General features: G+C 51.4%; 12 protein-coding genes. 8 read left to right on the forward strand and 4 right to left on the reverse strand.

Features of this window, described 5'->3' with window-relative positions; genetic code table 11:
• Window positions 1-195 precede the first annotated feature (195 nt).
• From WDY75_RS09295 to WDY75_RS09320, 6 genes are all read left to right on the forward strand, one after another.
• Window positions 196-954 (forward strand): DUF899 domain-containing protein, encoded by a 759-nt coding sequence (locus WDY75_RS09295; protein WP_063480270.1) that lies wholly within the window; start codon window positions 196-198, stop codon window positions 952-954.
• Between the two features lie 318 nt (window positions 955-1,272).
• Complete coding sequence (locus WDY75_RS09300; protein ID WP_063480269.1) at window positions 1,273-2,787, forward strand: sugar ABC transporter ATP-binding protein; 1,515 nt, start codon at window positions 1,273-1,275, stop codon at window positions 2,785-2,787.
• 17 nt (window positions 2,788-2,804) lie between these two features.
• Entirely contained in the window at window positions 2,805-3,857 is a 1,053-nt protein-coding gene (locus WDY75_RS09305) for an ABC transporter permease (protein ID WP_172963920.1), read from the forward strand.
• 4 nt (window positions 3,858-3,861) lie between these two features.
• Window positions 3,862-4,851: an ABC transporter permease gene (locus WDY75_RS09310; protein WP_006211879.1), complete on the forward strand. Its 990-nt coding sequence runs from the start codon at window positions 3,862-3,864 to the stop codon at window positions 4,849-4,851.
• Window positions 4,852-4,936: 85 nt separating this feature from the next.
• Window positions 4,937-5,986, forward strand: coding sequence for a rhamnose ABC transporter substrate-binding protein (gene rhaS / locus WDY75_RS09315; RefSeq protein WP_006211878.1), 1,050 nt, complete (start codon window positions 4,937-4,939; stop codon window positions 5,984-5,986).
• Window positions 5,987-6,768: 782 nt separating this feature from the next.
• Window positions 6,769-8,022: a right-handed parallel beta-helix repeat-containing protein gene (locus WDY75_RS09320; RefSeq protein ID WP_063480268.1), complete on the forward strand. Its 1,254-nt coding sequence runs from the start codon at window positions 6,769-6,771 to the stop codon at window positions 8,020-8,022.
• 393 nt (window positions 8,023-8,415) lie between these two features.
• Here the strand turns inward: WDY75_RS09320 and WDY75_RS09325 are convergent, their stop codons facing one another.
• The gene (locus WDY75_RS09325; RefSeq protein ID WP_063480267.1) at window positions 8,416-9,303 is read right to left on the reverse strand and encodes a LysR family transcriptional regulator; all 888 of its coding nucleotides are present in this window, start codon (window positions 9,301-9,303) and stop codon (window positions 8,416-8,418) included.
• A 132-nt stretch (window positions 9,304-9,435) separates the two neighbouring features.
• On the opposite strand from WDY75_RS09325, the gene WDY75_RS09330 reads away from it, so the two are divergent.
• On the forward strand, window positions 9,436-10,110 hold the full coding sequence (locus tag WDY75_RS09330) for an O-methyltransferase (RefSeq protein ID WP_156515092.1): 675 nt from the start codon (window positions 9,436-9,438) through the stop codon (window positions 10,108-10,110).
• Window positions 10,111-10,382: 272 nt separating this feature from the next.
• Here the strand turns inward: WDY75_RS09330 and WDY75_RS09335 are convergent, their stop codons facing one another.
• From WDY75_RS09335 to WDY75_RS09345, 3 genes are all read right to left on the reverse strand, one after another.
• On the reverse strand, window positions 10,383-13,550 hold the full coding sequence (locus tag WDY75_RS09335; RefSeq protein ID WP_063480266.1) for an MMPL family transporter: 3,168 nt from the start codon (window positions 13,548-13,550) through the stop codon (window positions 10,383-10,385).
• Window positions 13,547-13,999: a MarR family winged helix-turn-helix transcriptional regulator gene (locus tag WDY75_RS09340; RefSeq protein ID WP_036641467.1), complete on the reverse strand. Its 453-nt coding sequence runs from the start codon at window positions 13,997-13,999 to the stop codon at window positions 13,547-13,549. Before WDY75_RS09340 ends, WDY75_RS09335 begins: the two co-directional genes overlap by 4 nt.
• A 183-nt stretch (window positions 14,000-14,182) precedes the next feature.
• Window positions 14,183-15,376: an oxalate decarboxylase family bicupin gene (locus WDY75_RS09345; protein WP_063480265.1), complete on the reverse strand. Its 1,194-nt coding sequence runs from the start codon at window positions 15,374-15,376 to the stop codon at window positions 14,183-14,185.
• Between the two features lie 243 nt (window positions 15,377-15,619).
• Here WDY75_RS09345 and WDY75_RS09350 point away from each other — a divergent pair, with 243 nt between their 5' ends.
• A complete protein-coding gene (locus WDY75_RS09350; RefSeq protein WP_063480264.1) occupies window positions 15,620-17,011 on the forward strand; it encodes a four-carbon acid sugar kinase family protein in 1,392 nt (463 codons plus the stop codon).
• Window positions 17,012-17,026 lie beyond the last annotated feature (15 nt).

The raw sequence follows: 17,026 nt of genomic DNA on the forward strand, positions 1-17,026 counted from the left end.
CATTTGTGATGGAGGCTGTTGTAGTACCGACATGTGTGGTGCGCTTGTCGATTAAAATATTCATGAAGTGGATACCGGCATAATAGCAATTGATAAGAAATGACGACATGTTGTAATTGGTAGACTAAGGTTAGTCTAATCTCATTCTCATCCATTAAAGGAAAATACTTTATTCACTTAGGAAGGGGAATCATTATGAACAGGATCAAAGGAGAATTACCGAAAATCGTGACACGAGACGAGTGGCTAGCGGCCCGCAAAGAGCTGCTGACCAAGGAGAAGGAAGCTACCCGCGCGCGGGATGCACTGAACGCCGAACGCCGCCGACTGCCGATGGTCGAGATTGACAAGGAATACGTTTTTGAGGGGCCGGACGGCAAGGCAAGTTTGCGCGACCTGTTTGACGGCCGAAGTCAGCTTATTGTCGGCCATTTCATGTTCGCTCCTGACTGGGAGCAGGGATGCTCGAGCTGCTCGGCCGGAGCTGATGAAATGTCAAGCGGCCACCTCCGGCATCTGCACGCCCGTGATACGTCTTTTGTGTATGTCTCCCTTGCCCCGCTAGCGAAGATTGAACGGTACAAAGAACGCAAGGGATGGACGTTCCCTTGGTATTCCTCGTACGGCAGCGATTTCAACTACGATTTCCATGTCACGCTGGACGAATCCGTCACTCCGCTCGTGTACAATTACCGCAGCAAGATCGAACACGCTCAGGTCGGCGAATCCATATTTGAGGGTAAGCAGCCGATGGAAATGCCCGGTCGCAGCTGCTTCCTGCGGGACGGTGACAGAATCTTTCACACCTACTCGGTCTACGCCCGCGGACTCGAGCAAGCTGGCGGCTCGTACTATTTTCTCGATGAGACGGCGCTGGGTCGGCAAGAGTTTTGGGAGGAGCCCAAGGGCCGTACGGTCGCCCCAAGGGGCGCAGTCCCTAACTTCTTGGATTGACTTGCGGCGTGGTTATTCCCAATTAGCAAGCCTCGGTGCTGAAAACCGGCCTTTTTGAACACGCACTGATTATTCAATGCTCCAGTTATGTTCGATCCAAAAAAGCTCCCCGTCAATGATGAATTGATGAGGGGCTTTTTTTTATGGGGAGTGAATGCAAATAACGCAAAAGAGAATGAAGAAAACGCAAATGTAGTCAGAAATGACCCCCTTCATAACCGGATTGTCTACTACAAGGAAAGCGCTTTAATTAGTAACCTAGGATCAGTACAGTAAACTGCGAAACAGCCAACAAAACAGGATTCGGAGGGGTGAGCGATGGCTGGGTACATTTTGGAATTGAAAGGAATCACCAAAATTTTTCCCGGCATCAAGGCGCTGGATAACGTTTATTTCAAGCTCAAGCCAGGCGAGATTCACGCATTGATGGGAGAGAACGGCGCGGGTAAATCCACCTTCATTAAAGTCATTACCGGCGTATATCAGCCTGACGAAGGCGAGGTTTTGTTGAATGGAGAGCATGTAGAGTTTAAGACACCCAATGCTGCCAAGGATCAGGGCATCGCTGCCATATATCAACACGTTACCTGTTATCCGGATCTGTCGGTGACGGAGAATATCTTTATGGGGCATGAAAAAGTAAAGCGGGGAACGAAGCGGATTCTCTGGCAAGAGATGCATGAGGAGGCGCAGCGGCTGCTATCCGAGCTCGGGGCAACCTTCAGTGCCAAGACGCTGATGGGGGCGCTCAGCATTGCAGAACAGCAGATCGTAGAGATTGCCAAGGCGCTGTCCTCCAATGCCAAGATCATCATCATGGATGAGCCGACCGCAGCGCTGACCAACCGCGAAAGCGAGGAGTTGTACCGGATAACCGAACAACTGCGGGATAAGGGAGCTGCCATCATCTTCATTTCCCACCGGTTTGAGGACATGTACCGGCTTGCCAGCAAAGTTACCGTGTTCCGCGACTCCAAATATATCGGAACCTGGAATGTGAATGAGATCTCCAATTCGGATCTGATTGTAGCAATGGTTGGACGGGAGATTACCCAGCTATTCCCCAAAAAAGAAGCAGCCCTAGGGGAAGAATTGCTGCGGGTAGAAGGGCTGTCGAAGACGGGGTATTTTGCGGACATCAGCTTTATGCTCCATCGGGGCGAAATATTAGGCTTGACCGGTCTCGTAGGAGCGGGAAGGACGGAGGTATGCCAGGCGTTGTTTGGAATCGAACCCTATGATGAGGGCAGCGTTTTCTTCAAAGGGCAGCCTGTTCGAATTCGGAGTCCGCTTGATGCGATGCGCAAGGGAATCGGATACCTGCCGGAGGATCGGCAGAAGCAAGGGCTGGTGCTGGACTGGAGCATTGCCCGCAATATTACCTTGTCCTCGCTGGAGCATGTGAGCAAGCGGGGGACGATCGATACGGCCGCGGAAGCGGATATAGCCAAGCGAATTGCCGAGAAGGTCGGTGTGAAAGCCAAGAGTATATTCGATCTGGCAAGCTCGCTCTCCGGCGGCAATCAGCAGAAGGTGGTATTCGCCAAGCTGCTCACCAGTGAGCTGGACGTCATCATTCTGGATGAACCGACCAAGGGGGTCGATGTCGGCGCCAAATCATCTATCTATGAGATGATCAGCGATCTGGCTGCGCAAGGTTACGGCATTATCATGGTTTCTTCTGAAATGCCGGAGATTATTGGCATGTGCGACAGAGTTGCTGTCATGCGCGAGGGACGAATCACGGCATTTCTGGATCGTCCTTCAATTTCGCAAGAGGCGATTTTACAACATGCGATGGCGGATGAAGCTCCCCTGAATAAACGAGCATAGAAGGTGGGAGAGAACCTATGGAAGACAAGGGCACAGGTGCAACAATCGCAGCTTCACAGCCCGCTACGGGAGGGACAGTCAAGACACGATCTTTTGCATCGAATATTTCGAAGTTCAGGGAAGTGGGGTTGCTCGGTTTCATCGTGCTGTTATCGATTGCGGTGCAGATCAGGAACCCGAGCTTTCTGACCCTTGAGAACATCAGCGATATGGCAACCAATACGGCTATATTAAGCATTTTGGCAGTAGGGATGATGCTGGTTATTGTCACTCGGGGCATTGATCTGTCCATTGGTGCCATTTTAGCGCTGTCCGGTATGACTGCAGCACTCACAGTCGGGGCATTCCCGGACCTGCACCCGGCACTGGTCATTATGCTGGGAACGGCGGTAGGTTGGATCAGCGGGTTGGTCGTAGGTTTCCTGGTGGCGAAGGTGGGCATTCTGCCGATTATTGCGACACTCGGGATGATGAATGTGTTCCGAGGGTTGACATATATGATCAGCGGGGGAAAATGGGTCAGCGCCCATCAAATGCCGAGCAGCTTCAAAGGTATTGCCACCGGCAGCTTCCTCGGCGTGAACAACCTGATTCTCATTGCCATTGTTATTTATCTGGTTGCGTATTATTTCATTCAGCATACTCGTACAGGTCGACAAATTTATGCGGTGGGCAGTAACCCCGATTCCGCCCGGATCAGCGGGATCAAGTCGGACCGCATTATCTGGCTGGTCTATGCCATTATGGGCTCCTTGGCCGGTCTGGCAGGGGTGCTGTGGGTATCCAAATTCGCGTCCGCCCAAGGGGACACGGCATCCGGGTACGAACTAAGCGTGATCGCAGCCTGCGTGCTTGGCGGTGTCAGCATCGCTGGCGGCTCGGGCAAAATATCCGGCATTCTCTTAGGCTCCATCCTGTTTGGCATCTTGAATAATGCTCTGCCGCTAATCAACGTATCGCCATTCTGGCAGATGGGCATTCAGGGAGGCGTCATTCTGATTGCCATTTTGGTGAATGCGTTTGTGAAGCGCGGGGTAGACCGAAGTCATTTGATGAGGAGGAGAATTTAAGACGATGGAAACAAGAGTGCTCATCCATAAACAGGATTTTTCCTGGAAACGCTTCTTTCTCCAATGGGAATGGATGCTGGTTCTTCTGTTTATCGCAATCCATGTCATGAACATGAATTTGTCCGAGTATTACTGGGATTCGGCAAATCTGCGTGATGCCACCATGGGGTTTTTGGATAAAGCGTTCATTGTACTCCCGATGGTGTTCATCATGATTCTGGGGGATATCGATATTTCGGTAGCTTCGATCATCGCTCTGTCATCGACGGTGATGGCTGATCTGTATAACCATGGTGTGCCCATGAGTTTTGCCATGCTGGTCTGTCTTGGTGTCGGTATCCTCTGCGGCTTCATTAACGGTCTGCTGATCGTGAAGTTTAAAGAGCTGTCAGCGGTCATTGTGACCTTGTCCACCATGATCATTTATCGGGGTATTGCTTACATTATGCTGGAGGATCAGGCTGCAGGCTCGTTCCCGGAATGGTTCAGCTTCCTCGGCTGGGGTTACGTGGGCCCGATTCCCTTCATTCTGATTGTATTTGCTATCTTTGCCGCAGGGTTCGGCTGGCTGCTCCACAAAACGAAGTTCGGGCGCAGCGTGTATGCGATGGGCAGCAATTCGACGGCAAGCCGTTTCTCCGGTATTCAGGTGAATAAGATCAAGATGATGGTGTTTACCTTGACCGGGCTCATGTCGGCAATTGCGGCCTTGTTCCTTGCCTCCAGAATGGGCAGCACCAGACCGAATGTAGCGACAGGCTACGAGTTGGACGTCATTGCCATGGTAGTACTTGGCGGTATCAGTACAGCAGGCGGGAAGGGGCGCATGATCGGTGCGATTTTGGCGATATTCCTGATTGGCTTCCTTCGCTACGGACTCGGACTTGTTAACGTACAGGCCCAGGTGCTGCTCGTTATTATCGGACTGCTGCTTATCGTTGCCGTAGCTGTTCCCAAGCTGAAATTTGGCAAAGGGTTATCACGTAAGGGCTAGTACGGATTTACATGTTGGTAGCTGCTGGCGTGTCAAGCGTCGGTGATACGCATAGAACATGATATATAAAAGGGAGGAACGACGGATGAAGAAGTGGGTATCCACCATACTGACAGCGGTTATGGTCATGAGCTTGCTGGCGGCATGCAGCACGAAAGCGCCTGGAGAGAGCAGTGCTTCTGCGGGAGATGGCAACAAGGACGGTAAGAAGAAACACGCCATTATTTTCAAAAACACAGGAAATCCATACGGTGAGAAAATGATGGAGGGTTTCAAGAATGCGGTGGAGGAGCAAGGGAATGAAGCTATTCTGAAGGCTCCGGATCAACCGACAGCTGAAGCGCAGATTCAGATGATCGAAGAGCTGATCTCACAAAAAGTCGACAGCATCTCCGTGGCTGCCAACGACGAGGATGCCTTGCAGCCAGCGCTGAAAAAAGCGATGAACGCGGGAATTCAAGTGCTGTCTCTGGATTCGGCACTGAATCCGGCCAGCCGCAAGGTCCATGTCAACCAAGCCGACCCTGAGCGTATCGGTCGTACCTTGATTCAAGGGGTAGCCGAAATGATTGGCAATGAGGGACAGATTGCCATTCTGAGTGCGACATCCCAAGCATCAAACCAGAACATCTGGATCGAATGGATGAAGAAGGAACTGGAAGATCCGAAATACAGCAGCATCGAGCTTGTCAAAGTGGCTTACGGGGATGACCTGCGTGATAAGAGTGTGTCCGAGACGGAGGCTCTGTTGAAATCGTATCCGGATCTCAAGGGGATCATCGCTCCCACCACCGTCGGTATCGCTGCGGCAGGCAAAGTGCTGACTGATAAAGGCCTGAAAGGCAAGGTGCAGCTGACCGGTCTGGGGCTTCCAAGCGAGATGGCCGAGTACATTCAGAGTGGTGTCAGCCAGTGGATGTATTTATGGAACCCGATTGATGTTGGTTATATGACGGGTTACACGGCGGATGCTTTGGTCAAAGGCGATATTACCGGGGCCGTAGGCAACAAGTTTACGGCCGGCGAATTGGGTGAGAAGGAGATTGTCGCCGACGGTGAGGGTACGCAGATCATGCTGGGCGACCCGTTCAAATTCGACGCCTCGAATATTGCCGAGTGGAAAGACGTGTACTAATAGAACGCCGCGTAAAGCTGATAAGTTAAGGCGCTCTGTGCATTGGCGCAGCTTGAGCATGTAAAGTAGAGAGCAAGTAAAGTAGTGAACAAGTAAAGTAGTAAACAAGTAAAGTAGTGAACAAGTAAAGTAATAAGTAAGTGAAGTAGTGAGCAAGAAAAGTGATGAGCGAGTAAAGTAGTGAGCAAGTAAAATGATGAGCAAGTAAGTAATGAGCGAGGAAGCCGATCCAGCCGGATCGGCTTTTTAAAGTTGAACAGATCGTCAGGCTGTATGAAGCGCCGATTGATCGGATTTCAGAATGTATTCACCGGCGAGGACATGGAGTGATTTCTAACGGACACAGCAGGCGTATTATCGAAAAGCTCCTATCACAATTGTAACGGACAGTAGGAGTTGTTAGAACCTCTCATTCGAAAGCAACGGACACAGTAGGCGTTATAGTCGTGAGAACCTCTTTTGCAAATATAACGGACACAAGAGGCGTTATTTTCGTGAATAAGCCTCTTTTCCAAATGTAACGGACACAGCAGGCGTTATGAAGTCGTTTCATCGCTTGTTTGCCCCTTTTTTGTGTAAATAACGCTCTTCAGGTCCGTTATCTTTTTCAAATGGAGCATTTCTTTCGAATAGCGCCTTATCAGTCCGCTAGGGATTCAGATATGAATCATTATATTTGTTTCGACATCCATAGAATATTTTGGTTCTCGATCTCATTAATATGATAATGTCGCTGATCGGTTACGATGGCGAACGAATTCATAAAGGGGATGATGAGATTTATGAAGAAGGCACGCTCACGTTCGCGCAGGCTGAAGAAAACGACCATGGCTGGCATGGCACTGCTGCTGTTGCTGGGCACGTTTGTTACATGGGGCACCGCGAGCGCCGAACCGCAAACCTCGCCCGGTGAGGCGTTAGCCGGTGAAGTTGCGGTGCTTGCCGAGTGTGCGGCCGTACCATGGAGTACAGGAAGCGCCTATAGCAGCGGGGCCGAGGTATCACATGCAGGCAAGCTATGGAGGGCCAAGTGGTGGACGACAGGCGAGGAGCCAGGTACAACCGGACAATGGGGAGTATGGGAAGACAAGGGGCCATGCGGACCGGGTGAAGGGGATGGCGGAGGAAGCGCTCCGCCGGAGGTGCCTTCTGATGCGATTGCATGTTCCACAACATCCTGTCTACAGAGTGCATTGAAGAATGTGGTTCCTGGTAAACGCATCGTTCTGGCGCCGGGTACATACTCAGGGAGCTTCTCGTCCACGGTTAAAGGGACTGCACAGCAACCGGTTGTCATTGAGAGCCAGGATCCGGCGAATCCGGCCATTATTTCTGGTTACTCTACGGGCTCGGGGTATAGCCTACGGGTTCAAGGCGACTATTGGATCATCCGAAACTTGAAGTTTACCAATGCACAGAAGGGCATTCTGCTGGATAATTCCAATTACAGCCGCATAACGAGTGTGGAGGTTTACAATATCGGTTATGAAGCTGTGCATTTTCGGGACGGCACCTCGTACAGCACGATTGAGAATTCCCGTATTCATAATACCGGCAAGACAGGCGCGGGCTTCGGAGAAGGCGTATACGTAGGTTCCGCGGAGGGAGCGAGCTACAACCAGAACACCCACTACAATACGATTCGTAATGTCACTTTCGGTCCAAATATTACGGCAGAGCACATCGATATCAAGGAGAGATCCATCGGGACATTGGTGGAGAATTGCACCTTCCATGGCGAGGGAATTAGCGGCGCCAATTATGCCGACAGCTTCATCGATGTGAAGGGGAATAACGCGATTATTCGGAATAATGCGGCTTATCAGAATGGCAACAGTGTCATTGTAGATGCGTTTCAGCTGCATGAGATCGTTCCAGGATGGGGGATCAATAATACCTTTACGGGCAATACCGTTTACTTGAGCGATCCAGCTGTGTACGTAATCGGTGCGTATAATAATACCTCTGCTACGGCCTCTCAGAATACGAGAAGTCCGGCAGGGAACATGTACAAAGGGAACGTAACAGTCCAATAGCCGTGGAGGAAGCACCCGAGTAACGACAAAAACAATGGTCTGTATCTGTGTAGCGGCATACGCAGAGTTTAGTAGCCGTGGAGGAAGCACCCGAGGTAACGACAAAAACAATGGTCTGTATCTGTGTAGCGGCATACGCAGAGTTTAGTAGCCGTTGGAGGAAGCACCCGAGTAACGACAAAAACAATGGTCTGTATCTGTGAAACGGCATACGCAGAGTCTAGTAAACTGGGGAGGAAGCACCCGAGGTAACGACAACAATGACAGACCCGTATGCCATGAATCGGCATGCGGGTCTATCGTTGCCGTAACATACTGGTTACCATCGCAGATGAATTTCGTGGGTAATTTAGCAGGCTGAGAGGCAACCAGACCATTCTCGCGCATCAGGCGTCAGGACTGATCCCGAATCATATACACGAAGTTCATGGCTGCGGCGGATAAAGGCTCTTGTTTGCGGGTGCAGACCGCGATGATATTTTGCAGCTGGATTCCTTCGACATACACCCGGCTAAGCTCTCCGCGCTCCACGTATTCGCGCACAACAAGCGAAGATACGAAGTTGGCACCGTATCCGGCAATGACGGCGGTGATCGCTTCATGCAGACCATTGAATTGCAGCGCGATGCGCGGCGAAGGGGCGCTATGGGTACGGCATAGGGCCAGTAACCGTTCACGGGTTGAGCTTCCCTCCTCCCGCATTACAAAAGGCTCCCTCATCATCTCATCAAGCGAGATATGCAGATTGGCAAAACGGTGATCCGGTGATACCACGAACCACAGCTCATCCCGAAACAATTCTTCGGTCTGAATCTCATCTGGAGATTCTTCAGGCAGCCCTCCATAGATGGCAATGTCGACTTCCATATTCAGCAGCTGCTGAAGCGCATCGCTGGAGTTGGTCGTTGTGATACTCATCTCCACGCCTTCATACTGCTGTTTATATCTCGCTAACCAGGCCGGCAGCAGGAAGTGGGAAGGGAGATAAGTGGCGGCCAACCGGATATGTCCTCTCGAACCGCTTCGAAAATCCTGACAGAACTGCTCGATCTGCAACTCAACGGAGAAGAGTCTTTTGGCAAGCGGGACAAGCTCCTTTCCGGCTTCCGTCAGAGCGATGCCTCTACCTTGCGGTTGAAGCAGGGTAAGGGAAAGTTCTCTCTCAAATTTCTTGACTTGGGCGGTAATGGCGGGCTGGCTTATATTTAACAGTTCGGCAGCGCGGGTAACACTGCCTGTCGTTGCTATGACATGGAATAATCTTAGCGCGTGTAAGTTCATGTGAAGTGCTCTCCCTCCATTTATATATTTAAGTTATATAAACTAATAAAAGATATATTATATCTATAATAATAAATCACATACAATGAATTTGTAAGAACCATGATTAATGAACAAGAGGAGGAAATCAAAATGATAACGAATGATGTCACGACGTGGGGAAAAGTGGACGATTACGTTACGGAGCGCTTGATCCCTTACGATGAGGTGCTGGAGCAGGTGCTGCTTGCAAACCAGGAGGCTGGCTTGCCCGAAATCGACGTATCCCCGGCTCAGGGAAAGCTGTTGAATGTCATCGCCCGTATCAAGGGAGCAAAGCGCATTCTGGAGATCGGAACGCTTGGCGGATACAGTACGATCTGGATGGCAAGAGCGATCGGACCGGAGGGAAAACTGATTTCACTGGAGCTCGATCCGTTTCATGCTCAGGTTGCCAAATCCAATGTGGCATTGGCAGGGCTTGAGGATAGAGTCGAAATCCGGGTAGGTGATGCGTTGGTGCAGTTGGAGCAGTTGGCCAAGGAGAAGGCAGAGCCGTTCGATCTGGTCTTCATTGACGCCGATAAACCGAGCAATCCGAATTATATGAAATGGGCGTTACAGTTCTCGCGTCCGGGTACCGTTGTCATAAGCGATAATGTCATTCGGGATGGAGAAGTGATCGACCATCACAGCACGGATCCTCGGGTGCAGGGCATCCGCAAGTTCATGGATATGCTCTCCGGCGAGCCGGCCATCTCCGGGACCGCGATTCAAACCGTGGGAAGCAAAGGGTATGACGGATTCTACATTGGTATTGTACAGTAGGCAGCAATATGAGATCGCACTAAGCCCTTAAACGGAATGAGACATACGCTGAAAAGGCAAACCAGGAGAAGCCATGTATCGGAACGCAGGAAAAAAAGAGCTGCACCCAAGGTAAGTTATACCCTGGTGCAGCTCTTTGTTGTGTTTAACCAGCATGCACGGTCCGTGTGAAGCACCGGATAAGCCTGGAGAAAGAGAACCTGCCGCTCACATGCAAGGCGCTTCTTTTTCATAAAAGAAGGCAGATCAGCATGCATGTTCGTGCGCTTGAATTACATCTTCAGATCATGTCCTTTACCAGAGGATTCGCTCCGCTCTTTGGGAGTGAAGGGCCACCAGTTGGCCCGGCCGAAGATGCGTACCATGACCGGTACGAAGAATGGCAGGAATACCAGTGCATAGAGCACAAGGCCAACCAGAACCACCGTTGCGATCTGCATCATCGACAGTACGCCGGATGGATACATTGCTGCAAATGTACCGCCAAGGATGACCATGGCAGACAGGATCACCGTACCCATATTGCGCATGGCATGAAGAATGGCGTCCTGAACATCCCAGCTCTTATTCTCGTTGAAGCGTGCCATCAGGAAGATGCTGTAGTCCACCCCGAGCGCGATCAGCATGACAAAGCTGAAGAACGGCGTGGCCCAGGTGATGCCGGAATATCCGAAGCCGTGGACAAAGATCATCTCCGTAACACCGACTGCGGTAAAGTACGTAATGACCAATGAAACAATCAGATAGATCGGCATCACGATGGAGCGCAGCAGCACGACCAGAATGATGAAGATCCCGCTCAGCATGAGAATCACGGTCCGCGTGTAGTCTTCATTCGAAATATTCTGCAGGTCGTTGTTGGTGCTGGTGATGCCGCTGATGGCAACTTCGGCGTTCTCCAGCTTCGTATCCTTCACGGCACGATCGACTGCGGTTTGGATCTGCTCGACGCTGCCTAGCGCTTCTTCGCTGTATGGATTGGTAGCCAAGACAACATCCAGCGTCATCACTTTGCGGTTATCGGTCAAGTAGGTATCAAATACGGTCTGAAATTCTTCATTCTCAAGCGCTTCCTGCGGAATGAAGAATCCGCTGAGCTCTTCATCCTGAACATCCTGAATCTGCTGCAGATAATCCTGGGCGGAATGCAGTCCGTCCGAGATTTGTTTCAGCCCGTCGGCACTGGAATTCAGGCCTTCGGTCAGCTCTCCGATCTGCCCGGTCAGATCGCCAAATCCGTCGGCAAGCTGCTTCTGACCGCCCTGAAGCTGATCCAGCCCACCTGTAATGGAAGGGATTTGACCTATGATCTGGCCTTGCCCGCTAGCTGCCTGGGAGAGGCCGGATTGAAGCTCACCGATACCGGACACCAGCTGCTGGAGTCCGTCGGCAAGCGCCTTTTGCCCGGAGGCCGCTTTAGCGTATCCGGTGTTCGCTTCCGATAAGCCGGCGGATGCGCCCTTGAGCTGCTGGGAGATCTGTCCAAGACCCGCAGCCAACTCGGCAGTACCTGCTGCTGTTTGTGTTACGGTTCCCTTAATGGTTTGGTAGTCGGTATCTTGAATTAGCTCCGGATAGTTGCTCTCAAGGCCTGTGAAGGAACCGTCAAGTCCGCCCAGTGCAGCAGCTACGCCACCCAGCTGCTCCTGAAGTCCGGCAACGCCGCCGTCAAGAGCTGTTAATCCGGTATCAAGCTGTTTATAGCCCTGGAGCAGCTGGGCATTTGCGGCAGCTAACTCTTTAGCGCTCTGCGCAGCTTGCGCAAGTCCGGATTTAAGTTCGCCGGCGCCCGCACTTCCGCTCTGAATACCTTTTTGAATGGCGCTGAGACCTTGACCAAGTTCGGTAATGCCGTCCTTAAGATCGGCGGTTCCCTTGGTCAGTTCTTTGGCCCCCGCTGCGGCTTCATTCAGTTTAGGCGTATTTTCGCTGAGCTGTTTGCCCGCTTCGGATAATCCATTCTGAATTTGAGTCAGTCCGTCTTTGGACTCTTCCAACCCTTCATTTAACGTTTTGACCTGCGTTGGGATGAGGAAATCATTAATTTGCTCGCCGGTTGGACGGGAGAGACTGCGGACGCTGGATACCCCATCAACCTTTTCCACCTCACGGCTGATTTTCTCCGCGAGTCCCATATATTCCGCCGTATCCATTCGATCATCATTCTTGATTACGATCGTGGAGGGCAGCGATTGCCCTGGACCGAAGCTGTCCGAGATAATGTTAAAGCCCTTGACCGAAGCGTAACTTGGACCGATCTCCTCCAGACTGTTAAACGACAGCTTGCCGCTGTACGTAACAAGGAAAGGGGCTACGATGACAGCCACGACCAGCAGTGCAGCCCAAGGACGCTTGAGAGAGAAGGAGCCTGCTGCTCCCCATAGTTTGTTCTCGCTGTGCTCAAGCTTGCCGCGTGACGGCCAGAACAGTTTCTTGCCAAGCACCGCCATGAAGAACGGTACGACCGTAACCAATGCTAGAAGCATAACCGCGATGCCGATCGCAACCGCAACCGCTGATTTGTAGAGAATGAATTTCGATAAACCGATGGCGGCAAAACCGACAAATACGGCAAGCCCGGAATAAAGCACGGTCCCTCCGGCTTTCCGATAGGTCTCGATGATAGCCGATTGCGTATCTTCTGATGCCGTCAGTTCTTCCTTGAACCGACTGATCAGCAGGATGCAGTAGTCGGTTCCGATCCCGAACATGACGGCGACCATGAAGATCTGGGTGAAGCTCGATATCGGGAAGTTAAACTGGTCCACGAGAAAAGATACAACCGATTGTGACACAATGTAACTGAGTCCTACGGTCAACAGTGGAACGAATGGCGCTACAAAGGAACGGAATACCACGAATAGAATGAGGAGAATAAAGACAACCGTAATATATTCCGTTTTCTTCAGGCCTTCTTCGGAGCTGACGATGGTATCTTCATTAATGAGGCCTTCACTTGTCAGGTAATGATCGGCTTGAACGCCCTCCAGCACCTCATTGACCTTATCGGGAAGTGCCTTTACAGCCTCTTGGCCCCCGCTGACCTGCAGTGCGACCATGATGGTCTTGCCGTCCTTTGCAATCAGGGTGTCTTCCAGCTCCGTCTGCGTGAACGGTTCATTGATGGAATCGATGTGGAGGCTTTCTTTATTGTCGTTTAAGGCTTGAACGCCTTGCCGGATACTATCCTTGTCCGCGGTGCTTAGCCCGTCGGGCTTGTTGAAGACAAGTGCAACCTGATGCAGGGTTTCTCCGCCTTCTCCGCCTGATGCTTCCTTGAGAATTTCTGTGGCCCGCGACGAGCTGTATCCGTCAGGTACGGATAGCTGACCCTTCTCCCGAACCAGGTCTGACATGGAAGGCGCGAGCATAAACAGCACAACAGCTGCTGCCAGCCATAGAACGATGATTGCCCATCTTGCTTTCAGTATGGCTTTCAATTTTTTCTCCCTCCTGATTCAAACATCAACTGCCCCAGCTTCTCGAACATCGAGATGAACATTTCAATATCTTTTTCTTCAAAATGCTGCAAGTAAGGGGAGATGATCTCCCGCACCTGCTCCTGGGCTGACTCAAAAATGGAATTGCCGTATTCCGTTAACGACAAATACACCAGCCTTCGGTCCGCTTCGTCCCGGGTTCGGTCAATAATGCCTGCATCCACCAGACGATTGACGATGGCGGTGATCGAGCTCTTACCAACGGCAAGCGTCTCAGCCAAATGGGATGAAGTACAGTGATCGATGCTGTTGATCAAACGCACAACCTGAAACTGGTCATGGGTCAGATCCTCTCCGAGATGCTCCCGAATCTGGGCGTTGATCCGGCGGGTTACCAGCAGGTAGACGTCCACATACCGGTCGATCCATTGCTTTGCCTTATCGTTCAAGAATAGTTCTCCTTTCGAATAGTTCACGTATGAAATAGTTTCATTAATGAACTATATGGCAGAAGGAAAGAAAAGTCAAATGTCAGAATGGGAGCAAACAGACCGCCATGAAGGAGTCTCCTTGGCAGGTCTGTATTATGTAACTGTTGAAGAACCGACCCCGTTCAAACAGGAGTTAGAACTTTACCTTGGGTAATACGAGAATCCCGGATATTTTACAACAGGCCATTTTTCTTTACGTAAAGCATCGGTTACATCGGGTCCGACTCTCAGGTTATCCTGGACCAGGTCCCGAGGAGTCAATGCCATCCATTGATTCAAGGATACATCCTCGAACCGGTCGCTTCTGAACATTTCCAGAAACCATAGCGATTCCGTCCCCGTGTTCTGGATGTAGTGGCCAAAAGCAAATGGAACATATCCCACATCACCGGCTCTGTAATCAAAGGTCCGTGCCGTGCCGTGGCCCGCGAATACGGTCATGCGTCCCTGTCCGGACAGGTAATACTGCCATTCATCCTGATTCGGGTGCCAATGGAGCTCCCGCATGGCGCCTGGTTTAATCTCGACGAGGGCGGCAGCAATGGTTTTGGAGATCGGGAAATTACTGGAGTCCACGATTCTTACACTTCCGCCAGGGGTTACGATCGGTTCTTGCGCCAGCAGGCGGTGCTTGAAGCTGAGCGGCACGTTCCCGTAAGGCGACTGGACCTCCTGGCTTTCAAGCGAGCCCGGAACCTGATCCTGAAAAATGTAGACCTGTTTGTCCGGGATATGGTCAAATGCGTTCTCCGGTACGCCGAAGTTGGCAGACAACACATCCTTGGGGGTATGGGCAAACCAATCGGAAATCGACAAGGTATTGAGATCCGAGAAGTGGCCGTTGTCAAACACAAGCAGGAATTCACAGCCCTCCTCCAGTCCCTGGATGGAGTGGGGGAGACCGGCGGGAAAATACCACAGATCGCCTGGACCCACGTCTGCGATGAAATTTCTTCCGTTTTGATCCACGGACGTAATTCTGGCGCTGCCCCAGATCATGTAGGCCCATTCCGCCTGCTGATGCCAATGCAGCTCCCGCACGCCGCCGGGCGTAAGGCTCATATTGACGCCCGCAAGTGTGGTGGCAATCGGCAGGTCCCGCACCGTAATTTCCCGCGACCAGCCACCATGATTGAGCTGCATATGCGTGTCGGAGAAGGACATTTTCAGATTGGGCATTAAGCCCGCATCCGTAGCTGGAGGCACAAGCAAGTCGGGATTCTCGATATCCCTCATCACGTCCCGCGGGCCATAGTCAGGCCCGCCGGCTCCGTCACTGCGTATTGGCTGAGGCACATAATGCTGATTCTTTTGGTTATGGCTCTGATTCCCCATGAATTTTGTTTCTCCCTCCACGTGTTCATTTATCTACGAACATCCGATTAAAACTGCTATCTTTTATGATTATGAGGGGGTGCTTGACTAATATGAGGGTTAAATGCGGCACACGATGAACCCCTATGCCATGATGTTTATCACTTGCAAACGAAAAGATTGTTGACTTTTGAAAGCGCTGCACATACAATAGGTCTCAAATAGATCTATGATAGATCTATCATAGATTCAGGAGGGACAAGCATGAACAACAATGAGCTGCTGCTTGCTTTCTATGGCGATGACTTCACCGGTTCGACGGATGCGATGGAGGCACTGGCCCGAAGCGGTTTCCGCACGGTATTGTTTCTGGAAGCACCTTCGCTTGAGCGGCTGAGGAAGTTTGAAGGCATTCGCTGTGTAGGTGTAGCAGGTACAAGCAGAGCCAAATCTCCAGAGGATATGGAGGCCGAGCTTCGGCCTGTATTCGAGAAGCTGTCCATGAGCGGCGCACCGCTCGTCCACTATAAGACATGTTCAACCTTCGATTCTTCTCCAGAGGTTGGCAGCATAGGCCATGCGATTAGGGTGGCAAGAGACTATTTTCCTGACCAGGTTACGGTTCCGCTGCTGGTCGGCGCGCCCCGTCTCGGACGTTATACGCTGTTTGGCCAGCATTTTGCGAAAATGCATGATACGGTGTACCGTTTGGATCGGCACCCCGTGATGTCGCAGCATCCTTCCACTCCGATGCATGAGGCGGATTTGCGTTTTCACCTTGCCGAGCAGACCTCGGAAGTGATCGCTTTGATGGATATCGTAGAGCTTGACGGAGACCAGGATACGGTTCATCACCGATATCATGATAAACTGGTAGAGAAACCGGGAATTCTGTTATTTGATGCTCTGGATGAAGACAGGCTCAAGCGATGTGGGGAGCTCATTCAGGATAAGCCGGAAGGGGCGGGAACGTTCGTTGTCGGTTCCTCTGGCGTTGAATATGCTCTTGCTGCTCATTGGGATGAGCTTGGACTTAGCTCGCACTCATCGGAGAACAACGGACCTGATGCCCGTATTCAGCCAACCGATACAATTCTGGTTATGTCAGGGAGTGCATCGCCCGTCACTCAGCTTCAGATTGAGCGGGCGATAGCCAAAGGTTTTCATGGAATACGCATAACGCCGGACATGATGCAGAATACGGATGAAACGACCCTGTCGGAATGGATCCATCAAGCAGCGGACAAGCTCGCTGAAGGACAGAGCGTGGTGCTGTACACTGCACTTGGTCCTGAGGATGAAGCCATCGGAGAGACACGCAGCAGGTTGAATTCGCTTGGGCTGTCCGGAGCGGAAACCGGTGAGTTTATCGGGAGACGGCTTGGTAAGCTGACCAAACGGATTATGGATCAGAACCCGGGCCTTCGCCGTGTTGTCATTGCTGGAGGAGATACCTCCGGTTTTGTCACCAGTGAAATGGGTGTATACGGGCTGGAGATGATATGGGATGTTTCACCGGGCGCTCCACTGTGCAGGGTATATTCAGACGATGCCAGACTTGCCGGTCTGGAACTGGCGCTTAAGGGTGGGCAGCTGGGATCACCGGATTATTTTATTAACGTGCGGGATGCCGGTTCGCTTGAACCGGATGAATAGCCCAAGATAGGAGAA

It is taken from the genome of Paenibacillus glucanolyticus (genome assembly GCF_037333485.1).
In the GTDB taxonomy this organism is placed as follows: Bacteria; Bacillota; Bacilli; order Paenibacillales; family Paenibacillaceae; genus Paenibacillus_AQ; species Paenibacillus_AQ glucanolyticus.